Below are 23,343 nucleotides of genomic sequence, written 5' to 3'. Positions count from 1 at the left end.
GATGCCTGTTCCGGGTGTCAGGTGTCCGTGCTGTCCATGATCCGGCCGCCATACCAGTGCTCAATCAGCGAGCGTGCAATGGACAGCCGGCTGGAGATGGTGATTTCGCCGGTGAGCACGGCGTCCTGGAGTTCCTCCCGGCTGAACCAGCGCGCACGGGTTACCTCCACGCCGTCGGGCTTTGCCACGGCGTCTTCGGTGATGGCGGTAAATCCAAGCATAAGGGAGGCCGGGAACGGCCATGACTGCGAGCCCAAGTACTGGCAGCCCGTGACCCGGACGCCCACTTCCTCGTGGATTTCCCTGACGACGGCCTGTTCCAGGGATTCGCCTGGTTCGACGAATCCAGCCAGCGTGGAGTAATTCTTCGCGTCAACCGGCCCGCCGCCACCGAGCAGCAGCCGTCCGTCCGGCCCCACCACCGTGACGATAATGGCCGGATCCGTCCGGGGGTAGTGTTCCGAGCTGTCCTGGGGGCAGCGGCGGACCCAGCCGCCGGCCTCCACGGCAGTTCGGGCCCCGCAACGGGGACAATGCGTATGGCCGCCGTGCCAGTTGGCGATGGCGCTGGCTTCGACGAACAACGCCGTATCAGTGGGGTTCAGGACGGCGGCGATGTCGCGGAAGCCGGCCCACTGCGCGTCGGCCGGGATTCCGGCGGTGCCGGGCTCGGCAGGTTCGGGAAGGACGACAAGGACCACTTCGGTCCCGGCGGCGAGGTCCGAGCCGTTCAGCGCGGCGCCAAGATAGATGACCTGTTCCGGGGCTGAGCCACGGTCCCGCAGATCAACCAGCAACTGGGCGGCCGCGGGCAGTAGAAGCTCGCTACCCCGCACCAGGGCCTGCCTCCCGGCAAGGACCACTGCCCGCGTGTGCTCGCTGTCCAGCAACTCCTCAACCATGCCCGGCCGGACACGGTCAGCGGAGCCGCGGTCCACGGCAGCCGGGAGGACCGGCAGTACGGTATCGAACAGGTGGTTGGCCGGCAGCTGGACTGCCTGCGGCTGGTAGGCCGGTATAGCGGACTCCGCATGACTCATGTGTCCACCGTACTGACTCGGACTGACAATTTACATTCGGCAGGGACATTCGGCCGGGACATGTGATGTGGCCCTCCGGGTGGGCTGAGGGAGCCGACTTTTGCAGCATATCTGGAGACTCGCCGCCGCACATCGTTGTCTTGGACGCCACTCAATCTACCGTGGAACGGTGAGAAGAAAACCGATCGAACTGGCAGCCGTAGCAACAGCGGCAGTCCCCGGGCTGACCCCAACCGCCGTTAGCTCCGCTGCGGACGATCCCGCGGATTTTGACTCCGCGTTGCTGCTGGATTCGGAAGACAAACAGTGGCGGGTCAGGTCGCCGCGGCATGCGGAAGCAAGCGCCAGGCTCGAGACGGAGTTCCTCGTCCTCCGGGCATTCGTTCCGGCCATCCGGGCCGAGCTGCCCTTCCTGATGCCCACGGTGGCCGGCAGCGTCCGGCTTGGTAATCTCAGCACCTTTGTGTACTCCCACCTGGCCGGGAGCACACAAAGCGTGGAAGAACTCACCGCGGGTCCGGCCGCGCTCGCCCGGGAAATCGGGACAGCGCTGGCGGCCATCCATGATCTTCCGCACTCCCTGGTCAGCAATGCCGACCTGCCCAGCTACACACCCAACGAATTCCGCCAGCGCCGGCTCAACGAGCTCGACCAGGCGGCCACAACCGGAAAAATCCCGGCGTCGCTGCTGCTCCGCTGGGAACATGCCCTTGAAGACGTCTCACTGTGGCGGTTCAACCCGTGCGTTGTCCACGGGGACCTCCATGAGGACAACCTGCTCGTGGAAAGCGGCCGCGTCACGGCCGTTACGGGCTGGACGGACCTGCGGATCGGGGATCCCGCCGACGACTTCGCTTGGCTGGTTGCCTCGAACGAACAGGATTTCGTGGACGCCGTTCTTGCCAGCTACACCGGGAGCCGCCGCGACTCCCCGGACCAGCACCTGCTCCGGCGAGCTGCCCTGTCTGCCGAGTTTGCGTTGGCGCAATACCTGGTCAAGGGCATCGCTGCCGGCGACGCGGTGATGGTTGCCGAAGCCGAAGGCATGCTGGAAACCCTCGCGGCCGACGTCGAAGAGCACGGCGGCCAGGCCATCAGTGTCGAGCCGCTGCCAGCTCCGGCTGCCTCGGCCGACGACGCCGCCCGGTCCCCGGCAGCCCAGTCCCACGCGGTGAGTGTGGCCGCCGCTCCGGCGGTGACCGTCGTCCCCGTGCCGGTCCCGTCGGTGGAGCCTGTTCCGGTGCCCGCGGTGGAAGTCAGCCCTATCCCGGCCGAACCCATCAGCTCCGACGAAGCACCGGCGGACGAAGACTCTGCCGGCCAGGATCCGGCCAACGAAGCACCGGCCGACGAACCGTCCGTACGCCGGTCCGCCGAGGACACGTCCACCGCGGCCATCAGCATCGTCGAAGTCAGGAAGCACTGACCTCAGGAAGCACTGACCTCAAGGGCGGCGGCCACAATCTGTTCGAGCTCCTCAGCGGAGCCCAGATTGTGCGGCCGCACCACCTGGTTGTCCGCAACGTAGAAGAAAGCGGCCCTGACGTCCTCCACGGCCACACCCTTGAGCCGGGCCCAGGCCAGCCGGTACGCGGCAAGCTGCACCGACTTGGCCCTCAGCTGGGCGGCAGAGGGCCGGCGTCCGGTTTTCCAGTCCACGAGGTCCCACCGCCCGTCCGCGTCCTGGAAGACGGCGTCGATGCGTCCGCGGACCACCACGTCGCCCACCCTCGTTTCCACCGGCACTTCGACAAATGCCGGTGACCTGTCGGCCCATTCCGAGGCTTTGAAGATGGCCACCATGGTGTCGAGGTCGTAGGCGGCGTCGATGTGATCGTCGGAGCCGGGGGCCTCGCCGATATCCAGCATCCCGGCCGCGCCGAAGTACTCTTCAACCCAGGCGTGGAAGGCTGTCCCCTTTCTCGCCGACATGCCGGGCTCACGCGGTACAGGCCTTCGCAGCCTGCCCACTACCCCTGCCGGGTCCTCGCCGAGGTCCACCAGCGTGGACGCAGAGATGTGGCCTGGCAGGTGGACGTCCTGCCCGGAGGCGCGCCTGGACCGCCGTTCCAGCAGCAAGGCAGCTTCCCTGGCCCAGCCCGCCGCAGTGCCCCGGAGCCTTGGCCGGGATTCATTGTCGGATGCAGGGTCAAGGAAGGGCCCGGAGTCCTCGGAAATCAATGGCTCCAGGGCAGCCCGGACGCGTGCCGCGGCGCCCTCCATGGCCAGCCGCCTGCCGGGAACAACCCGCAGGCGCTCCCCGGTCCGCGCATCCACGGGACCTTCGAGGGGGTCATAGGGCCATCCGGCCACCTCCGTTTCCGTGGTCAACGGGCTCTTATCCGGCAGGGATAATTCCTCCACTGACGCCGGATGGACCACGGCGGGAGAGATTTCCGCGGCGTCCGCCGGGGCCGTGTCAGGGCCGGACCCGGACCCGGGGCCGGACCCGACAAGCTGCTCCAGTTCAGCGAGGAACGGTGACATCTCGGCACGCCCTGCCCTGGAGCCCACCCATGCTGCGCTGGAGACCCAGAGGACGTGCTTTGCCCTGGTGTAGGCCACGTAGGCAAGCCGGCGTTCCTCACCCTCACCGTGGACCTGGACCGCTGATTTGAAGTCCTTTTCGGCGTCCAGCCAGCCCTTCTGGTCCGGCTGGTCGGTATCCCATTGGGGCAGATCCGAACGGTCCCCGCGCAGCGGCCACGGCAGTGCGGCCGCGCCGCTGCTCCAACGGGAATCCTTGTTGCTGGGGAAGGCGCCGGCGTTGAGGCCCGGAACAAAGACGACGTCCCATTCCAGGCCCTTTGACGCATGGACGGTCAGCAGTTGCACAGCCTCGCGATTGATATCCGACGGCGGAGCTTCGAGTCCGTTTTCCTCGGCCGCGGCAGCTTCCAGCCAGGCAAGGAAGGCGAGGATGTCCACCCGGTGCGAGGTCCGGAGGAAGCCGGCCGCCGCGTCCTGGAAGGCGTCCAGGTTTCGGCGGGCCTGGTGGATACTGGTCCCCGGGCGTGCTGCCACTTCGATGTCGAGCAACATGGCGCGTTCCACTTCGCCGAGCAGAGTGGTGAGGTCGTCCCCGAGGTAGCCGCGCAGCTGCCTGAGCTCCGTCGAAAGCCTGCCGAGGCGGTCGCGGGCCACTTCGGTCAGGGACCGACCGTTAGAAGAGGTCCAGTCTTCGCGTGGCAGCCAGTCCAGCGCCTCGACCAGGCTGGCGCCGTCAGTCAGGTCGCTTTCGATGACGGCCTCGTCGGACGCGTCAGCGGGCCCGTCCTCCGGCGTGGCCGCGCCGGCCGGGCGGCCGCGACGGCGTGCGAGGTGGCTGGACCAGTCGCGGAAGGCCATCAGGTCTGCCGGTCCGATCCGCCAGCGGGCGCCGGCCAGGAGGCGCATCAGGGAGTCCGAGCGTCCGGGATCGGCAAGCACCCGGAGCGTGGCCACCAGATCAACGATTTCGGGAGTGTCGAGCAGCCCGCCGAGCCCCACGATTTCGTAGGCAATCCCCCGCGCCTCGAACTCCCGCCGGATGGTTTCCATCTGGGCGCGCCGCCGGCACAGGACAGCCAGTGCTGGCGGCACGGGTGTGCCGTCGGCCTCACGTTCAAAGTCCGTGACCCGGTACTTCATGACGTCCGCGGCAAGGGCGGCGGCTTCGTCGAGGTCTGTGCCGAAGCGGCCCAGTACCACCCGTCCGTCCACCGCGAAGGGACTGGGCTGCAGGGGCGGCACATTCGCCGCCGCGGTAGCCGTGCCCGCGGGCATTGCACCTGCCGCGGCGGCGCCCACAGCGGCGCTGCCGGCAGGGGCCTTCTGCGCCTCGGCGCGCCCTAAGGCCTCTGACATGATGTTGGCGGCGGACAGGATGGCCCGGCCGTTGCGCCACGCCGTCGTCAGGTAAGACGTAGGGGCCAGCGTGAAGCGGCCCGGCCCGTCGTCCCCGTCCACACGGACAGGGAATTCACGGACAAAGTGGAAGAGCTGGCCTGCCGAAGCACCCCGGAAGCCGTATATCGACTGGTTGGGGTCCCCCACGGCGGTGACCGCGTGGCCCTCGCCGAAAAGCCGCGAAAACAGGACCAGCTGGGCATACGACGTGTCCTGGAACTCGTCGAGGAGCACCACTTTGTAGCGCTGGCGTTCCATGTCCGCAGCAAGGGGGATTTCCCTGGCCACACGGGCCGCGAGTGCCACCAGGTCGCCGAAGTCCAATGCCCCCCGTGACTTCTTGGCGGCGGCGTAGCGGCCCACCATGTCGGCCACGCTTGCCCTGGTGCGCAGCATCGCGGCCAGCTCACCGGCTGCCTGGGGGGCGTTCTTGTTCGCCCCGGCCACGTAGGGACGTTCTTCAAACTCAGACAGCCGCGCCAGAAGCCAGGCCTCGACGTCGGCCGGTTCCTGCAGGTGCTCTGCGCACTCCCCCGCGAGCTGGATGACTGCCTTGACCAGTGTGGACTTGGCTGCCTTGAAGTGGCTGTACTCGCCGTCGAACGCTTCCACTACTTCGCTGGCGAGCTGCCAGGCCTGGGCTCCGCCGAGCAGCACAACGTCGCGTTCCACGCCCAGCCTCAGCCCGTAGTCAGAAACGATGCCGCTGGCAAATGAGTGGTAAGTGGACACCTTGGGCTCCAGGGCGTCGCTGCTGAGCAGCCCCTCGGGGAACACTTCGTGCCGTGTGTCCTGGGCAGCGACCCGCTGCAATGCGGCCAGCTTGGCCCGGATCCGGGTGGCCAGCTCGCCGGCCGCCTTCCTGGTGAACGTAACGCCCAGGACTTCCTCTGGCCTGACCCAGCCGTTGGCAACGAGCCAGACGACGCGGTCGGCCATGGTGGCGGTCTTGCCGGAACCCGCCCCCGCGATCACCAGCCGGGGAGCCAGGGGTGAGGAAATGATGGCCGACTGTTCGGGGGTAGGCGTGTTCTTTTCACCCAGCAGCCTGGACAGCTCCTCTGGGCTAAACAGGGGCTCTGGAACCTGGGGCTGGCTCATTCGGTGACCTGCTTTCCGCGGACACAGAGCGGACAGACCTCGGGGAGCCTGCAGCCGTGCCCCCCGTGGCTGCTTTTTGCCGGGTCGTGCCGGGCTTCGAAGCTGCTGCCGGACATGACGGCGGCCGCACCGGTGACCATGTCCAGGGCCCAGTTATCCTGGGCCTCCAAGGGTTCCTGTTGCTGGACGCCGGGACTTTTGGTAGTTGTTCCGAGCTGCGCCAGTACTGCGCCGCCCGGTACGGTTGCACCGTCCTGTACCTCCGTGAAACCGCCAGCCAGGACCGCCGCTTGGTAGGCCCCCAGCTGGGGATGGCGGGACAGCTCGGTCTTGCCAGGCTGCCTTTTGCCCGTCTTGAGGTCCACAATGACCAGCCTTCCTTCGGGGTCGATCTCCAGCCGGTCAACCTGGCCGCGGAGCACGGCGGCCCGCGCATCGCCGCGCTGGCCATCGCCCGAGTCCGTCGCCGCCGGCGGAACGTCGGGCAGCCGGACCTCAAAGTCCTGCTCGACGCCCAGCAGGCTCCGGCCCTCGCTCCGCATCACCAGGACATACTGCGCGAGCTTGCGCACCATCGTTTCGGCACGCTGGAAGTCGAGTTTGCCCTCCCAGTTGTCCTTCATCCCCAGGGTTGGCCACCGGCGGATGAGTTCGGCGACGTACTCGCCTCCGGAGGCCTCCGGCAGGTCCTGCGCGATGGCGTGCACCAGGGTGCCCAGGCTCCGGGCGAAGTCGGTGGCGGCCTCTCCGCCAGCCGCCTGCACAAACCAGTCGAGCGGTGATTTCTGCACGGATTCCACCTTCGACGGCGAGACGTAAACCGTCCCTCCGGGCGGGACAACCGGCTCCGATGTCGTCAAAGGAGGCAGGCCCCACCAGCTGTCCGGATGCGCTCCCGCGACCGCCGGTTCCGCAGCGGCAAGTCCGGCCAGGACCCTGGCGGCCTCGGCGGCTTCGGGCTCATACTTTCCATTCAGCTGCGCGTATTGCCGCAGCTCGGCCACCAGGGCACGCAGCGTCATGGGCCGTTCCACCGGCGTGAACCCCCTGCCCTCGGCGCCCGGCTCTAGCGGCGCCACATAGTCGAGGAAGGACGACGGCTGGTCGTCCTCGGACGAAACAGCGGTGCAGATCAGCATCTCGCAGGCCCTGGAAACGGCCGTGGAGAAGCTTCGGAGTTCGTCGTAGCGGATCTCCCGCAGCCGGCTCAGCGGGTCCAGCTGTAATGCATAGCTGACCCCATGCTCGACGGCGTCAGCGTACAGGCTGCTGCCCAGCAGCTCACCGCGGAGCCTGGTATTGGGCCAGACGCCTTCCTGCAGCCCCGCCACAATGACCACCGGCCACTGCCGCCCGGCAGCACTGGCCGGGGTCATCAGCTCGACGGCGTCGTCCACCTGGGCCCGCGCGGCCAGGGTATCCATCGGCAGCTCCTGGTTCAGGAGGTACTCAAGGAACTGCTCCGGCCCGGCGCCCGGCATCTGGTCCACGTAGCGCTCGGCTGTATGGAAGAGCGCCATCATGGCATCAAGATCCCGGTCGGCTCGGGCTCCGTGGGAACCGCCGGTGAGGGCAGATTCGGTCCAGGCGTTGGCCAGTCCGGTGGAATGCCACAGGGCCCAGAGAACGGTCTCGGCATTGGCGCCGGGCTCGCCGGCGGCGCTCCGCCCTGCCTGGATCATGCGGGCGGTCCGGCGCGCTGAACGGCCTTCCAGGCCCAGCGTCGCCAGGGCGCCGGGTTCCAATAATGCCTCAACCAGCAGGGCGTCGCTGGTCCGTCCGCCGCCGCCCAGCAGCTCCTCCCGCCTCAGCGACTGGCGGAGCCGGCGCAATTCAATGGACGTGGCACCCCCGATGCGCGATGTCAGCAGCGCAACGGCGGCTTCCGGAGTCAACAACTCGGGATCCAGGGCTATGGCGTAGGCGTCCAACAGCGGACGCACGGCCACCTCATCGCGGACCGCGGACTCGGCCACCGGAACACGGACCGGGATCCCCTGGCCCGTGAGGTAGCGCTGCAGCTCACTGAGTTGGCCGCCGTTACGTACAATCACGGCGATCTCGGCCAGGTCGCGGCCATGGTTGACGTGCTGGTCCAGGATGCGCTGGGCAACATACCGGAGTTCGTGGACCGGGGACGGTACCAGGTGTGCTTCCACCGTGCCGGCGGACTGCGGTTGGGGTTCGACGACGGCGGTGGGCCCGTGCCCGGTTCCGGCCCGGGGTTCGGGCTGCTCAAGCCGCCTTGCCAGCTGGCCGCCCGCACGCTGCGATATTCTGCCCGCGACGCCGAGCCAGGCCTCGGCAATGGCGGGGGGCGTGCCGATGGGTGTGCCACAGCGGCCGCTCGATGACGCCGGCTTTCGCAGAAAGCAGGCGCGGCAGCTCCGCAACGAGGTCGGGTCTGGCCCCGCGGAAGCCCTGCACAACGGTGTCCGCGGAGTAGGCGACATAGCAGTCCTTGCCGGCGGCGATATCGGCGAGCAGTTCGAACACGGCAGGGTTCGCCTCCTGCACATCGTCCACCAACACGAGCTGGAGGCGATCCCGTTCCGCGGCCAGGAAGTCAGGCGCGTCCTGGAAGATCTGCCGGGCCGTGGTGATGATGCCGGCGGGGTCGAAGGCCTCCGGCATGCGCAGGTCCAGGACGTCCCGGTACTCGGCGTACAGCGCCGCGGCGGCGATCCAGTCGGGCCGGCCGCACTGGTGGCCCAGCTCCTCCAGGTCACCGGCGGTCCGGCCGGATTCGATGATCCGGTCGAAGAGTTGGCGTACCTCGTGGCGGAAGCCCCGCGTCTCAAGTGCCGCTTCCAGGTCCGCAGGCCATGGAAGTTCCAGGCCTGGCATCCGGTGGCCCTCCAGGAGTTCGCGGATGATGAGGTCCTGTTCCGGGCCTGACAGGAGCCGTGGCGCGCGCGGAAGCGTAAGGATTCCTTCCGCTTTCGCCCGCCGGATCAGGTCAAACGCATAGGCTGCCCAAGTCCGGGCCGGCGTGGTGCTCAGGCTCCTGTCCAGCCGTGCGGTGAAGCGGTCGCGGAGTGAGTCGGCGGCGAGGCGTCCGGGCGCCAGGATGAGGATCCGTTCCGGGTCCACGCCGTCCTGCAGGGCCCGACGGACGGCAGCTTCGATCAGGACCGTTGATTTTCCGGTTCCGGGTGCCCCGGGAACCAGGACGGGCCCGGAGCCGTGAGGCACGTCGACGGCCCCGCGCTGGTCCGCAGACAACGCCGGCACGTCGGCGTGCAGCTGCCGCGGCGGGAGAAGCCGGAGGCCCGTTCCGCCGGATCGTCCGGCCGCGGACGCGGGCCTCGCTGACGTGCGTGCGGACTCGGCGGTATCAACATCGGGGATTGTTACGGTCACACAGACATTTCATCATCAGCCACCGACAATCTATGCAGCCGCCGCTCCAGCTGCTCCGCAATGGCGTCAATCCGGTCGAAGTCATCCTCGCCCGGTGCCCAGCGTGCTGCCATCAGGTCCACCCGCCATTTGCCTTCGCCGGTGCGCAGGAAGGCATCGTGGTTGCCGAGCAGCGGCGTCCCCTCCTGCAGGTAGTGGCGGAGCGCTTCGGCCTCATGGCCTTCCGGACCCTGGCCGTTCGCCTTCAGGATGCGCCACCACGCGACCTGGCTGCCGTAGTGGCTCATGGCGTGGCCCACCTGCCGCGGACCGCCGGACCCCAGCAGCTCAGCCACATCACCGTAGGCCAGTGCGGTGCCGGGTGGAACCAGCTCGACCAGCGCGAGCACCGCCTCAATGTACTCAGTCCGCATACCTCAAGGTTACCGGCAGTGGCGCTGCGCGATCCTGTCGGTGCTGGCCGGTAGCGTTGAGGCATGACCACCTGGAACACCCTTCCCCGCGCAGCCTTCGATCTCGAAACCACCGGACGGAATTCGCGTGCCGCGCGCATCGTCACGGCGTCGGTCACCGTGGTGGACCACCAGGGGGACGTGATCACCGAACACGAATGGCTGGCCGATCCCGGCGTCGAAATCCCTACCGAGGCCAGCGATATCCACGGCATCACCACGGAGCATGCCCGGCGTGAGGGACGGCCGGCCCATGAAGTCACCGGGGAGCTCGCAACTGTCCTGCAGGACCTGTTCGACGCCAGGATTCCGGTCATTGCCTTCAACGCCAGCTACGACTTCACCGTCCTGGCCGCTGAGTCCGCCCGTTACGGCGTCAGGCAGTTGAGCCGGTTCCCCGTCCTGGACCCGTTCATCATGAACAAACAGGTGGACCGCTACCGCAAGGGTAAGCGCACACTGACAGCCCTGTGTGAGGAATACGGCATCACGCTGGACAACGCCCATACGTCGGCCGCGGATGCTTTGGCCACGCTCCGGATGCTGGATGCCATGGCCATCAAGTTCCCCAAGCTCAAGATGCCGGCCAGCCAGCTTCACGAACTGCAAAAGGACTGGGCTGTCAGCCAAGCGGCGGACTTCCAGAACTACCTGCGCAAGACCAAGCCCGCCGCCGTGATCGAAGGCGAATGGCCCGTCCTACCTCCGGAAGACGCCAGCGGCGACTTCTAGTTGAGAGCTAACTCACATTTAGCCCGGAACCGCTGACTGCGGCTGCCGGAACCCGCGGATTCGGCCGTGCGGGCAGCATTCATTCATCAGATGTTCAGGAAGAGTCAACTTCAGCCACTAATTCGGCATGGTCGCATTGAAGCAAGGTCTTATTCGTCCGAAGGCGCTGAAAGCCGGAAATGAGATGATTAAGTTCAGCGGTAATCCCGCCCCGGCCGGCCGGCATTTGGGAGCAAGGCGCCAGGCGCCTGACGCGCAGCCTTCGGCCCGGTTGATCTTATGACTCTGATGAAAGTGACTTTCTCATGAAGACCAAAGCCATGAAGTGGCTGACCAGCGTTCCGGTCGCGGTTGCGCTGGCTGTCTCGCTGGCCGCCTGCGGTAGCGGAACCGCCCAGCCGAGCGGCACGCCCACCGATGCCCTCGCCGGCAGTGACCAGCAGACGCTGGACAAGTACACCACCGCCGACGTCACGCCGTTGGACCAGATCGACAAGACCAAGCTGGGCCTCAACACCGAAGGCAAGCTTGAAGTTGGCACGCTCTCCGACGCCCCGCCGAATATCTTCATCGACCCCGCCGGCAAGTTCACCGGCTACGACAACGAGCTGCTGCGCGCCGTTGCCGGCAAGCTTGGCCTCGAGGTTGAGTTCGTGGCCACCGATTTCTCGGCGCTGCTCTCCCAGGTACAGACCAAGCAGTTCGATGTGGGATCGTCCTCGATTTCCACCACTGACGCCCGCCGCGCCAACGTGGGCTTCACCAACGGCTACGACTTCGGCTTTATGGCTGTCGTTGCCAAGACGGACAGCGACGTCAAGGGTTTCGCAGACCTGGATGCCAATGTCCGCATCGGCGTCGTCCAGGGCACGGTCCAGGACGATTACGTCACCAACACCCTGAAGCTCGAGCCGGTCCGTTTCCCGGACTACGCCACCGTGTATGCCAACGTGCGTAACGGCCAGATCGACGCCTGGGTAGCCCCCTCGCAGCAGGCCACCGGCCAGGTTAAGGAAGGCGACGGAACTATCATCGCCGAATCCGTGGTCAACACCCAGAACTTCACCGCCTACGCCGTGAACAAGGACAACAAGGCCCTGATCGACGCTTTGAACTCCGGCCTGGACGCTGTTATTGCGGACGGTACCTGGTCCAAGCTGACCAAGGAATGGTACCCGGACCGCGAGACCCCCGCCGACTGGAAGCCGGGAAGCAAAGCTGCTCCGGCTCCCCAGAGCTGATCTGGGCCTAACCGCTTATGGATCTCCTGGACCAGCTGGGTGAAACGTTCCTCAACTGGGAGGAAATGGCGAAAGTCGTTCCTTCCCTTCTCACGGTGGGCTTGCCCAACACCCTGATCCTGGCCTTGGCATCGGGCATCCTCGGCTCCTTGCTGGGGCTGCTGCTCGCGCTCATGGGCATTTCCCGGAATCCCGTGGCCCGCTGGGCAGCCCGGATCTACACCGACCTGTTCCGCGGCCTGCCCGCCATCCTGGTCATCCTGGTGATCGGCATTGGGCTCAGCCCCATTGCCCGGGAACTCACCGGAAACCGGAACCCCTATCCGCTCGGGATCCTGGCGCTGACCCTGATCGCCGGCGCCTACATCGGTGAGATCTTCCGCTCCGGTATCCAGAGCGTGGAGAAAGGCCAGCTGGAGGCCTCGCGTGCCCTTGGCTTCAGCTATGGCAAGTCCATGCGCCTGGTGGTGGTGCCGCAGGGCATCCGCCGCGTGCTGCCTGCCCTGGTGAACCAGTTCATCTCGCTGCTGAAGGATTCCTCCCTGGTGTTTGTGCTGGGCCTGGCTGCCTCCGACCGCGAGATTTTCCGGATCGGTAACGATGCCATGGCCAACACGGGGAACCTTTCGCCGCTGGTGGCCGCCGGCGTTCTGTATCTGATCCTGACCGTGCCACTGACACACTTCGTGAACTTCATCGACAACCGGCTCCGTACGGGCCGGCCGGAGAAGAAGGAACCGGACGAGTTGGCGGCACCTATCGGCAAGGGGGCACAGGCATGACGGAATTTACTTCCGGTACCCTGACCGGCAAGAACCTGCACCTTTCGTTCGGGCATAACCATGTGCTTCGCGGCATCGACCTCCACGTGGAGAAGGGCACCACGGCTTCGGTCATTGGTCCGTCCGGCTCCGGAAAGTCGACGCTCCTGCGGGTCATGAACAGGCTGATCGAACCGGACCAGGGCGACATCCTGCTGGATGGCCGGTCGGTCCTGAAGGACAACCCGGACGAGCTGCGCCAGCGGATCGGCATGGTCTTCCAGCAGTTCAACCTGTTCCCGCACAAAACCGTGCTGGACAACGTCTCGCTCGCGCTGCGCAAGCTCCGGAAGCTGTCCAAGGACCAGGCGCACGCCGAAGCCCTGGAACAGCTGGACCTGGTGGGCCTCAAGCACAAAGCTGATGCCCGCCCGGCCAACCTCTCCGGCGGCCAGCAGCAGCGTGTCGCAATCGCCCGTGCGTTGGCCATGAAGCCTGAGGTGATGTTCTTTGACGAGGCCACCTCCGCCCTTGACCCGGAGCTCGTGAAGGGCGTCCTGGCGCTGATGGCCGACCTCGCCAAGGGCGGCATGACCATGGTGGTGGTGACTCACGAAATGGGCTTCTCCCGCAACGTCTCAGACACCGTCACGTTTATGGACGCCGGCGTGGTGGTCGAATCGGGTCCGCCCGAGCAGATCTTCACGGCGCCCGCAACGGACCGCCTGAAGGGCTTCCTTTCGGACGTGCTGTAGACGCACCAGCAGGAAATCCCCGTCTCCCGAAATTTGTCCGGGTGGCGGGGATTTTCTGTTGGATCCACCGCTGAGTTGGCATTTCGCGGCAGTCCCAGGCGGGCAGACTACCGCGAAGTGCCATCTCGCGCGGGTTAATTGCCGACGGCGGCGCTAGGCTTTCGCGGCAGCTGCAGCCTTCGCGGCGGCCGGGAGGGCGTCAAAGATCCGGTTCATCGCGGCGTCGTCGTGGGCGGCCGAGAGGAACCAGGCCTCGAAGACCGACGGCGGCAGGTAAACGCCGGATTCCAGCATGGAGTGGAAGAACGGCGCGTACCGGAAGGTTTCCTGGGCCTGGGCGTCAGCGTAGTTGTGGACGCCGTTGGCGGAGGTGCCGAAGGCCACGGAGAAGAGGTTTCCGGCGAACTGGATCGAGTGGTCCACGCCGGCGCTGTCCAGTGCGGCGGACAGCGCAGAGGAAAGCTCCAGCGAGCGGGCGTCCAAAAACGAGTAGACGTCGCGGGTGGCGTGCGTCAGGGTGGCTACGCCGGCTGCCATGGCCACGGGGTTCCCGGAGAGTGTTCCTGCCTGGTACACCGGGCCGAGGGGCGCGAGGTAGTCCATAACGTCGGCACGCCCGCCGAGGGCCGCCGTCGGCATTCCGCCGCCGATGACCTTTCCGAAGGTGAGCAGGTCAGGGGTCCACGGGTCCGTAGCGTCAGCAGCGCCGCCGGTGAGCCCCCAGTACCCGGAGTAGCCGGTGCGGAAGCCGGTGAGCACTTCGTCCACGATCAGCAGGGCCCCGTGCTCGCGGGTGATGCGGGACAGCCCCAGGTTGAAGCCCTCCCCAGGTGTCACCACGCCCATGTTGGCGGGGGCGGCTTCGGTGATGACGGCCGCGATGTTCGGCCCGTGCGCAGCAAAGGCGGCTTCGACGGCGGCGAGGTCGTTATAGGGGAGGACCAGCGTTTCGGCGGCAGTGGCTTCGGTGACGCCGGCCGAGCCGGGGAGGGCCAGGGTTGCAACACCCGATCCTGCAGCAGCCAGCAGGCCGTCCAGGTGGCCGTGGTAGCAGCCCGCGAACTTGATGATGAGGTTCCGGCCGGTGAAGCCTCGGGCCAGCCGAACTGCCGTCATGGTGGCCTCGGTGCCGGTGGAGACCATACGCACGCGTTCGGCGGCGGGCACGCGCTCCTGGACGATGGCTGCCAGATTGGCTTCGTCCGGGGTGGACGCGCCGAAGGAGAGGCCGCGGTCAACAGCCGCGTGTACCGCCTCCAGGACGGCCGGGTGGGCGTGTCCCAGCAGCGCCGGGCCCCAGGAGCAGACCAGGTCCACGTATTCTTTGCCGTCGGCATCGGTCAGGTAGGGGCCCTTGGCCGACACCATAAACCGCGGGGTTCCGCCCACCGAGCCGAAGGCGCGGACGGGTGAGTTGACGCCACCGGGCATCAGGGTCTGGGCACGGGCGAAGAGGTCTTCGGAACGAGTCATGCCCCTATTCTTCCATCCCGTGCGGTGGCATCCGGCGCCACGCCATGGTGCGGGCGCCGGATACAGTAGCTGCCGGATCAAGTGGCCGCCTGACTCAGCGGTCCGCGAGCATGTCCGCAAGCTTGTCTGCAACGAGCGGCGCCACCTTGGAACCGAACAGTTCGATGGAGCGCATCATCTGCTCGTGGGGCAGCGTGCCGCTGCTGTACTTCATCTCGAAGCGGTCCGCACCGAGGGTGCCCTTGAGCCGGGCGATCTTTTTCGCCACGGTCTCCGGGGAACCAACGAACAGGGCGCCGTCCTCGTCAGCCGCGGCTTCGTATTCGCCGCGCCCGGCCGGTCCCCAGCCGCGTTCCGCGCCGATCTTGTTCCGCGTGGCGAGCCAGTGCGGGTAGTACTCCTCGAGGGCCTGCTCGTCAGTCTCGGCCACATAGCCGGGAGAGTGCACTGAGAGGGCCTGCGGTTCCTTGCCGGCTTCGGCAAGCGTGCGCCGGTACAGATCGGCGTAGGGACGGAAGCGCTCGGGTTCGCCGCCGATGATCGCCAGGACCATGGGGTACCCGTAGGTGGCCGTGCGGACCACGGACTGGGGCGAACCGCCCACGCCGATCCAGGTGGGAAGCAGGCGCCCCTCCACGTGCGGGTACACCATCTGGCCCCGCAGCGACGCCCGGGTGCGGCCGTCCCAGTTCACCGGGTTCTGGGACCGCGCGCGGTCATAGATGTCCAGCTTCTCCTCGAACAGGGCGTCGTAGTCGCCCAGGTCGTAACCAAAGAGCGGGAAGGACTCGGTAAACGAACCCCGGCCCAGGATCACCTCGGCGCGACCGTTGGAGATGGCGTCGAGCGTGGCGAAGCGCTGGAAGACGCGGATGGGATCATCCGAACTCAGGACGGTGACCGCACTGCCGAGCCGGATGTTTTCCGTGGCCGTGGCGATGGCGGCCAGCACCACGTCCGGCGCGCTGACGGCGAAGTCCCTGCGGTGGTGCTCCCCAACGCCGAAGGAGTGAAGTCCGACGGCGTCGGCCACCCTGGCCTGTTCCACCACCTGGCGCAGAACCTCGGCGTGGTGCTTGGGTGCGCCGTCGGCAGCCAGGTCAACGTCGCCGAAGGTGCTGACGCCCAGCAGGATGGTGTCAGCGGGGACGGGGGCGGTGGGGTTGCCCGGGGTTGACGGAGTGGTTACGGAAGGCTCGCTATTTTCATGCATACGCATACAAACCAAGGACTGCCCGGAAACATTCCCGGCCCATCAGGATTCCTGGAGCCAGGAGTCCCGCCGGTCAGGAGTCCTTGAGCCAGCCTGCTACCTCGGAGGCCCAGTAGGTCAGCACGGTGTTGGCGCCGGCCCGCTTGATGCCGAGGATGGATTCCGTAATGGCACCCCGCCGGTCGATCCAGCCGTTGGCGGCGGCGGCCTCGATCATCGCGTATTCGCCGGAGATCTGGTAGGCCGAGACGGGCACGGGACTCATGGCGGCGACGTCGGCCAGGATATCCAGGTAGCTCATGGCCGGCTTCACCATCACCATGTCCGCACCTTCCTCAAGATCCAGCTCCACCTCAAGGAGGGCTTCGCGGCGGTTGGCGGCGTCCATCTGGTACGTGCGGCGGTCGCCCTTGAGCTGCGAATCCACGGCTTCCCGGAAGGGACCGTAGAAGGCGGAGGCGTACTTGGCAGCGTAGGCCAGGATGACGGTGTTTTTGTGGCCGGATTCCTCAAGGGCCTGGCGGATCACGGCGATCTGGCCGTCCATCATGCCGGAGGGCCCCAGCACATGGGCGCCGGCGTCGGCCTGGGCCACGGCCATCTGGCCGTAGATCTCCAGCGTGGCGTCGTTGTCCACATAGCCGTCGGCGTCGAGGACGCCGCAGTGGCCGTGGTCGGTGAATTCGTCCAGGCAGACGTCGCCCATGATGACCAGGTCATCGCCCACCTCGGCGCGGACGTCGCGGATGGCTTTATTGAGCACACCGTCCGGGTCCAGGGAGGCGGTGCCGCGGGCATCGCGCACGGCGGGAACGCCGAACAGCATGATGCCGCCGACACCCAGTTCCACGGCTTCCGCGGCGGCGCGCTTGAGCGAATCCGTAGTGTGCTGCATAACCCCGGGCATGGAGGTGATGGGCGATGGTTCGCTGAGGCCTTCGCGGATGAACGCGGGCAGGATCAGGTCGGCAGGCGCCAGGCGGTATTCGGCTGTGAGCCGGCGCATGGCGGGCGTGGTGCGGAGGCGGCGCGGGCGGTGGTTCGGAAAGCTCATCGGGTGTTCCCTTCGTTGGCAAATACGGTGCCCAGCGCGGCCACAATGCCGTCCGGGGTGGGGACTTGGGCGGTGGCGGCCACCGGGATGCCAAGGGCGGCGGCTTCTGCCGCCGTCGGGCGTCCGATGGCGATGAAACGGCAGCGGCCCAGCGGCAGGAGGGTCGCTGCAATGCGCCGCGCGGCGCTTGGCGAGGCGGCCACGACGGCGTCGAGCGTCCCGGCGTCGAGCTCCCTGCGGGTCTGCGACTGGCTGAGCTCCCGGGGAGCGACAGCGTGGGAGATTCCGACGGCGGACGGCAGTTCCGCCTCCAGGCGGAGTTCTTGCCGGGCCGGGTAGTCCACGGTGTGGTAGGCCACAACTGCGGTGACGTCGGCGCCCTTGGCTGCCAGGCCATCGCGCAATGCAGGGGCCGCGAAGTCGGCCTGTGGCAACAGCACGCGCGCCGGCGCGGCGGTCCACAGTTCCACGAGCCCTTCGGCGGATTGGATATCCACCGGGGCCAGCGCCACAGGAATGCCCACGGCTTCCAGGATCCGCCGCGAAGAGGGCCCGATCGTGGCCACCCGCGTTCCCGCCGGCAGCAGTGCCGCCGCCGTGGTGCCGCGCTCAACCGCTTTTTCCACGAGCACACGCACCGTGGTGATGCTGCTGACCACCAGCCAGTCGAAGCCCCCGGCCACCAGATCATCCAGCGCGGCATCGAGGGCCGGCTGGTCCGCGGCCCGTTCAAAGTCGATGAGCGGCAGGAGCAGCGGTTCGGCCCCCAGGCCGCCGAGCAGTGCGGCCAGCGGCCCGGCACGGTCGGCGCTCCGGGTGATCAGGACGCGCCGGCCGCCCAGAGCGCCCGCCAGGTCATCAGGAGGCGGCAAGGTCCGCGATCTCCGCGGCGCCGGCAGCCAGCAGGAGCTCGGCCACCTCGATGCCGAGCAGCGTGGCACCAACCTCGGTGAGACCGTCGGTTGCCTTCTTTTCGCGCACAGTCTTGGTGCCGTCCACGGCGCACACCGCCGCCTCGAGGTACAGCATGCTGCCCTTGCGGTACGCGAAGGCACCCACGGGGGCGGCGCAGCCGGCCTCGAGGCGGGCCAGCACGGCACGCTCGGCGGTCACGGCGAGGCGGGTGTCCTCATCGTTGAGCGCCGCCAGGGCCTGCGCCAGAACACCCTGCGAACCCTGGGTGGAACCTGCCTTGCGCGGGGCGTCAGCCGTCCGGCATTCGATGGCCAGCGAACCCTGTCCGGGCGCCGGTAGCATCACGTCCATCTCGAAAAATTCGCTGACGGCGTCCAGGCGGCCGATGCGTTCCAGGCCTGCCGCGGCCAGTACGACGGCGTCCAGGTCACCCGGTGCGCCGGCGGCGTTTCCGGGCAGGCCGGGCACGCGGCCCAGGCGGGTATCCACATTGCCGCGGATGTCCTGGACGTCCAGGTCAGGACGGGCGGCACGCAGCTGGGCAGCGCGGCGCGGCGAGCCGGTGCCCACCTTGGCGCCGTGCGGCAGATCAGCCAGTTTGAGGCCGTCGCGGGCGCACAGGACATCCCGCACGTCCGCACGCTTGGGCGTTGCGGCGATGGTGAGGCCCGGCGCGGCGCCCGTGGGAAGGTCCTTGAGCGAGTGCACGGCGACATCACAGGTGTCCTGCAGCAGGGCATCGCGCAGGGCGGCGACAAACACCCCGGTGCCGCCCATCTGGGACAGGGACCCTGTCTTGACGTCGCCCTCGGTGGTGATGTGCACCAGCTCCACGGGGAAGCCTCCGACGGCGGCCAGCTGGTCCGCCGTCTGCTGGGTCTGGGTCAGGGCGAGTTTGCTGGCCCTGGTTCCGATCCGTACGGTCACGGGGTTCCTTCTCTCCCGGGAGCGCCCGCAGATGCGGCCGGGTATGCGTCGTGTCCGGTGCCGACGGTGGTGTCGGCTCCGGCGATGGTGGGCTTTTCGCCGCGGAAGTTCGCGCAGCATCCCGGCCGGCAGACGTCGTACCAGGGGCCCAGGCCGGTCACGGCGGGCCGGTCGCTGATGTTGTTGGCGAGCGTCCGTTCGGAGATGAGGTCCACCAGGCCGTTCACAAACTTCCGGTGGTTGCCGGGGGTGGGTACCCGCGACGCAGCCAGGCCGAGGTTGCGGCAGGTTTCCAGGGCTTCCGTATCCAGGTCCCAGACAACTTCCATGTGGTCGCTGACGAAGCCCAGCGGGACGATGACGATGCCTTTGATGCCCTGGTCCGCCAGACCGGCGATGGCGTCGTTGATGTCCGGTTCCAGCCAGGGCACGTGCGGCGCGCCCGAGCGGGATTGGTAGACGAGGGACCAGGGTGCGGTCAGCCCTGACTCGGCCTTAACGCGTCTGATTACTGCGGCGCCGGTGGCCAGGTGCTGGGCCACGTAGGCGGAACCTTCGTCGAACTCGCGCGGTTCGTCCGCGGACCGTCCGGCGGCCTCGGCATCCCGGGTGGGGATGGAGTGGGTGGCAAAAAGGATGTGCACGGGGGGCGTCCGGCGTTCCGGCCGCAGTGAGCTGCGCCCGCACGTCCGCCAGCCCGGCTGCGGTGCCTTCAATGAAGGGCTCCACAAAGCCGGGGTGGTCGAAGTACTGGCGGACCTTGTCCACCTCAAGCCGGCCGTACAGTCCTGTTTCCGTCAGGGCGATGCCGATGTCCTCGCGGTACTGGCGGCAGCTGGAGTAACAGGAGTAGGCACTCGTGGTGACCATCAGCAGTTTGCGGTGGCCGGCGTCGTACGCGTCCTGCAGCGTCTGCGGAATGTAGGGGTCCCAGTTGCGGTTGCCCCACAGCACGGGAAGCTCAATGCCGCGGGCGCTGAGTTCCGCTTCCAGGGCTGCCTTGAGCTCGCGGTTCTGTTGGTTGATGGGGCTGATGCCGCCGTTGGCCCGGTAGTGGTGGGAAACCTCTTCGAGCCGCTCGTCCGGGATGCCGCGGCCGCGAGTGACATTGCGCAGGAACGGGATGACGTCGTCCTGGCCCTCGGGCCCGCCAAAGGAGGCCAGCAGGACGCCGTCATAGTCTTTGGGCGCCATCCGGCCGGCTTCGGTGACCGGGTTGATTCCGGTGAGCACGGCGCCCGCCGCGGGCTCGGACTGGGTCATGCGAGGACCTCAGCGACCTCGGCTGCGGTGATGCGGCGGCCGGTGTAGAACGGGATTTCCTCCCGTACGTGGTTGCGTGCTTCGGTTGCGCGGAGGTGGCGCATGAGGTCCACGAGGTCCACCAGTTCAGGGGCTTCCAGTCCCAGGATCCATTCCCAGTCGCCCAGGGCGAAGGAGGATACCGTGTTGGAGATGACCTGCGGGAACTCCCGGCCCAGCATGCCGTGATCGCGCAGCATCTTGCCGCGTTCGTCCTCGGGCAGGATGTACCACTCATAGGAGCGCACGAACGGGTAGACGCAGAGCCATTCGGCCGGGGCCACACCGCGTGAGTAAGCGGGGGTGTGGTTCTTGGCGAACTCGGCTTCCCGGTGCACGCCCATGGCGGACCAGACAATCTCGGTTCCGGCGAAAAGCGTGCTGCGGCGGATGTCGCGGATGGCCTGCTGCAGCGCTTCGGGCTTCGGGCCGTGGAGCCACACCATGACGTCGGCGTCGGCGCGCATCGCCGAGACGTCGTAGCTGCCGCGGTGCGTCACGCCCGCCTCGGCCAGGCGGACCAACAGGGCATCGAAATCGGCGGCAGCGTCAGCGCTGCGCACCAGGTCCTCGGACCGCTTGAAAACAGTCCAGAGAGTGAAGAACTGCTCGGCTGATTCTTCGGTTTTAGTGACAGATTCGGCAGAAGTGTGGCTCATGGTTACCAGTTTGCCCCTTCCCTACCGCCAAGTCGAAACCAGCGACTTCTACAAGACGTAGAAGTGCTCAATGTCACACGTTCGGCGCAGCATGGGTTGTGAGCCTGATCCGGCACCGAGGTCAGATCTGGCGGATCCGGGCAAAAAGGAGGCCAGCGGCTCCGGCGGACCCCACCAGTCCCACACCCAGCCAGACCTTCGCGGGTTCGGCCGCCGCGGCTGCTGCCGTGGCGGACGCCATGTTGTCCCGGCTGGCAGGCGCGTTTCCGTGGCGCCCCGGTCCCGAAACAGGCGTGGCGTTGGTGCCGTGGGTGTCCGTGGGCTGGTCCGCAGCACGATCGGCTTCCTGGCCGGCTTCCTGCGTCGCGTCGGCGGGGGCACCGGGCTGGCCGTTCGGCTGCGTGCCTGCCGCTGAACCTGCGGCATCCGGGGACGTGCTGAGCGGCGCCGGAGCGCTCGACGGCGGGACGGCACCTTGGGGAGCCGTGCCCTGCGGAGTGGTGCCCTGCGGAGTGGTGCCCTGCGGCGCTGGGCTGGCAGATGTCGACGGAGCGGACGACGTCGGCGCAGTTGATGTGGGGGCCGTGGACGTGGGGGCCGTGGACGTGGGGGCCGGAGACGGTGTGACCGTCGGAGTGGAAGATCCTGAGGGGGCGGGAGTCGGTTCGGGTGAGGCTTTGGTCTGTCCGCCGGAACCGCCCAGGAGGCCATTCAGCAGGCCGCTGACCCCGGCGAGGTCCCCGTCGGCCGCAACCGCGGCGGACTCTGTGGGTTCGGCGCTGCCGTCAGCCGCCTGGGATGCCGGAACGCCGGCGGACAGGACCAGTACCGCTCCGACGGCAGCCGCTGCAGCGCCACGCCGGAGTCCCCCATGGATACTGGTCCGGGAACGGGAAGATTCGGACCTGTAAATAACCATAGTTATCGACCCTAGCCACATGAGGGGGTGGATTGAAAACCGGAAACTACACCCCGGAGTGGTCCTTTCAAGGCCCATATTCCACTGAACAGGAGCGATGGTCAGCTGAGCAGGCTGCGAATTTCTTTTCGGGTATCGGCCACCACGGCGGCGAGTCCGTTGCCGGCCACCCATCCGCCCACAATGCCGAGGCCAGCCTCTGCCGCGCAGAGCTTCCTGACCTCGGCCACCCGGGCTTTGTGTCCCACGGCCGCGAACGGCAGGGCCCCTTGCCACCTGACAACATCCCAACCGACTACGTCCGTCCCCCGCACCGGGACGTCCAGCAGCGCCGAAGCGTCACGCAGGGCAGCAGCCAGTAATTCCGCGTCGAGGGCAGGGGCGGAGCCGTCGGTTTCTGGGGTCGCGGGTTTCGCGGCTTCCAGGCGGCCGTAGGAGAGCCGCAGCACGTGGGTCCCGGGACCTGCCGCAGCGGCCAGCCAATCCCACTTCGCGGTGGCATGCGTGAGGGCTTTTGCCTGGATACCCGGAGTCTGGGGGGCCACCAGGATCCCGGTGCCCCGCGGCCTGCGGTCCAGTTCGGGCAGGTCCACCACCACGGTGACGAGCCGGACATCCGGACCACTTTCGGGGCTGCTGCCGGCGAGGGCGGGGACGGCCGCCTGAAGCAGCCCCACTGCGGCCGGGCCGGGCAGCGCCACCACCAGCAGGCCGCCGTCGTACGCTGCGTCACCGGCGGTGACGCGCCACCCGTCCGGCGTCCGTTCGACGGCGTCCGCGGCTGTTCCACTCACCAGGGTGACACCGCGGCCGCGGAGATCGCTGAGGAGGGCCGAAACCAGGGTGTGCATCCCGCCGTCGAGGCCGGCGACGGCGGAACCCGCCTTCGCGACGGACGGCTGGGTGGAGCCGCGCCGCTGGGCGGCCACCGCGGCTGCGAGGGAACCGTGCTCTCGGATTCCGGCCCGGAGGCCGGGGGCCACCATGTCCACGTCCAGGAGTCCGGGGTCCGCGGAGTGCACGCCGCCAACCACCGGGGCCACGAGGCGCTCCAACACGCGGCGGCCCATCCGGGCCCGCACCAGCGCCGCGACGCTGGTGACGTCCGCCGACGCGCCGATCGACGCTGGCATGTACTTGTCCAGCGACGCCCGCAGCGAACCCGCAAATCCGAGGGACCGCCTGACCTCCGGGTCCCAGGGGTTGGCGGGAATGCCCAGGACTCCGGTCTTGGGCAGTTCGCGCGGGCCGTCCGGAAGCTGCACCCAGGCGCCGCCCGGGCGGGGCGCCACAATCTTGCCGCCGAGTCCCAGTTCAGCAGCAAGTTCCGCCACGGCGGTCGAGCGTGTGGCGAAGGACTCTGCTCCGCTGTCCAGCGTGAGGCCGGCCACCACGTGGCTGCCCACGCAGCCGCCCCAGGATGCTGTTGCTTCCAGGACGGTGACGGTGCGTCCGGCAGCTGCCAGCTCGCGGGCGGCCAGCAGGCCGGAGATGCCGCCGCCCAGGACGACGGCGGTCTGGGCCGGTCTCACGGAACTGCCCACGGTC

16 protein-coding genes and 2 pseudogenes are annotated in these 23,343 nt (G+C 67.8%); 5 read left to right on the top strand and 13 right to left on the bottom strand.

All coding sequences use genetic code 11. The annotated features are described in order from the left end of the window. Positions 1-17: 17 nt before the first annotated feature. Complete coding sequence (nudC, locus tag MUN23_RS16510) at positions 18-1,040, bottom strand: NAD(+) diphosphatase (RefSeq protein ID WP_248759815.1); 1,023 nt, start codon at positions 1,038-1,040, stop codon at positions 18-20. Positions 1,041-1,209: 169 nt separating this feature from the next. Between nudC and MUN23_RS16505 the strand changes: the two genes are divergently transcribed. Beyond that, on the top strand, positions 1,210-2,466 hold the full coding sequence (locus MUN23_RS16505; RefSeq protein ID WP_248759813.1) for a macrolide 2'-phosphotransferase: 1,257 nt from the start codon (positions 1,210-1,212) through the stop codon (positions 2,464-2,466). Positions 2,467-2,468: 2 nt separating this feature from the next. Here MUN23_RS16505 and MUN23_RS16500 read toward each other — a convergent pair whose 3' ends face one another. The 3 genes and pseudogenes from MUN23_RS16500 to MUN23_RS16490 all read right to left on the bottom strand — a co-directional run bounded on the left by MUN23_RS16500 (position 2,469) and on the right by MUN23_RS16490 (position 9,805). Further along, positions 2,469-6,029 carry an ATP-dependent DNA helicase gene (locus MUN23_RS16500; protein ID WP_248759811.1) on the bottom strand — a complete coding sequence of 1,187 codons (3,561 nt, stop codon included), beginning with the start codon at positions 6,027-6,029 and terminating at the stop codon, positions 2,469-2,471. After that, positions 6,026-9,380, bottom strand: a pseudogene (locus MUN23_RS16495) (ATP-dependent helicase). The gene MUN23_RS16500 and the pseudogene MUN23_RS16495 overlap by 4 nt, the downstream one beginning before the upstream one ends. An 8-nt stretch (positions 9,381-9,388) precedes the next feature. Further along, positions 9,389-9,805 carry an MGMT family protein gene (locus MUN23_RS16490; protein ID WP_058931890.1) on the bottom strand — a complete coding sequence of 139 codons (417 nt, stop codon included), beginning with the start codon at positions 9,803-9,805 and terminating at the stop codon, positions 9,389-9,391. 63 nt (positions 9,806-9,868) lie between these two features. Between MUN23_RS16490 and MUN23_RS16485 the strand changes: the two genes are divergently transcribed. From MUN23_RS16485 to MUN23_RS16470, 4 genes are all read left to right on the top strand, one after another. After that, positions 9,869-10,576: a 3'-5' exonuclease gene (locus MUN23_RS16485; RefSeq protein ID WP_248759809.1), complete on the top strand. Its 708-nt coding sequence runs from the start codon at positions 9,869-9,871 to the stop codon at positions 10,574-10,576. Between the two features lie 305 nt (positions 10,577-10,881). Continuing rightward, complete coding sequence (locus MUN23_RS16480; RefSeq protein ID WP_248759807.1) at positions 10,882-11,817, top strand: ABC transporter substrate-binding protein; 936 nt, start codon at positions 10,882-10,884, stop codon at positions 11,815-11,817. Positions 11,818-11,834: 17 nt separating this feature from the next. Continuing rightward, positions 11,835-12,599, top strand: coding sequence for an amino acid ABC transporter permease (locus MUN23_RS16475; protein WP_056343886.1), 765 nt, complete (start codon positions 11,835-11,837; stop codon positions 12,597-12,599). Then, positions 12,596-13,333: an amino acid ABC transporter ATP-binding protein gene (locus MUN23_RS16470; protein WP_248759805.1), complete on the top strand. Its 738-nt coding sequence runs from the start codon at positions 12,596-12,598 to the stop codon at positions 13,331-13,333. Before MUN23_RS16475 ends, MUN23_RS16470 begins: the two co-directional genes overlap by 4 nt. 153 nt (positions 13,334-13,486) lie before the next feature. Here MUN23_RS16470 and hemL read toward each other — a convergent pair whose 3' ends face one another. The 9 genes and pseudogenes from hemL to hemG all read right to left on the bottom strand — a co-directional run bounded on the left by hemL (position 13,487) and on the right by hemG (position 23,339). Continuing rightward, positions 13,487-14,806 (bottom strand): glutamate-1-semialdehyde 2,1-aminomutase, encoded by a 1,320-nt coding sequence (gene hemL, locus MUN23_RS16465; RefSeq protein WP_248759803.1) that lies wholly within the window; start codon positions 14,804-14,806, stop codon positions 13,487-13,489. A gap of 94 nt (positions 14,807-14,900) precedes the next feature. Then, positions 14,901-16,019: an LLM class flavin-dependent oxidoreductase gene (locus MUN23_RS16460; protein WP_248759802.1), complete on the bottom strand. Its 1,119-nt coding sequence runs from the start codon at positions 16,017-16,019 to the stop codon at positions 14,901-14,903. Positions 16,020-16,092: 73 nt separating this feature from the next. Then, complete coding sequence (gene hemB, locus MUN23_RS16455; RefSeq protein ID WP_248759801.1) at positions 16,093-17,073, bottom strand: porphobilinogen synthase; 981 nt, start codon at positions 17,071-17,073, stop codon at positions 16,093-16,095. Beyond that, positions 17,070-17,945: a uroporphyrinogen-III synthase gene (locus MUN23_RS16450; RefSeq protein ID WP_248759800.1), complete on the bottom strand. Its 876-nt coding sequence runs from the start codon at positions 17,943-17,945 to the stop codon at positions 17,070-17,072. The genes hemB and MUN23_RS16450 overlap by 4 nt, the downstream gene beginning before the upstream one ends. Next, a complete protein-coding gene (gene hemC / locus MUN23_RS16445) occupies positions 17,932-18,915 on the bottom strand; it encodes a hydroxymethylbilane synthase (RefSeq protein WP_248759799.1) in 984 nt (327 codons plus the stop codon). The genes MUN23_RS16450 and hemC overlap by 14 nt, the downstream gene beginning before the upstream one ends. After that, positions 18,912-20,178: pseudogene (locus tag MUN23_RS16440) on the bottom strand (ferrochelatase). Before MUN23_RS16440 ends, hemC begins: the two are co-directional and overlap by 4 nt. After that, entirely contained in the window at positions 20,175-20,876 is a 702-nt protein-coding gene (gene hemQ, locus MUN23_RS16435; protein WP_248759798.1) for a hydrogen peroxide-dependent heme synthase, read from the bottom strand. The pseudogene MUN23_RS16440 and the gene hemQ overlap by 4 nt, the downstream one beginning before the upstream one ends. 121 nt (positions 20,877-20,997) lie before the next feature. After that, a complete protein-coding gene (locus MUN23_RS16430; protein ID WP_248759796.1) occupies positions 20,998-21,795 on the bottom strand; it encodes a hypothetical protein in 798 nt (265 codons plus the stop codon). 101 nt (positions 21,796-21,896) lie between these two features. Continuing rightward, positions 21,897-23,339: a protoporphyrinogen oxidase gene (gene hemG, locus MUN23_RS16425; RefSeq protein ID WP_371875928.1), complete on the bottom strand. Its 1,443-nt coding sequence runs from the start codon at positions 23,337-23,339 to the stop codon at positions 21,897-21,899. Positions 23,340-23,343 lie beyond the last annotated feature (4 nt).

This window comes from Pseudarthrobacter sp. SSS035, from assembly GCF_023273875.1.
Classification (GTDB): domain Bacteria; phylum Actinomycetota; class Actinomycetes; order Actinomycetales; family Micrococcaceae; genus Arthrobacter.
Note: the sequence above shows the minus strand (reverse complement) of the source record. Positions and strands in the feature narration are given on the sequence as shown.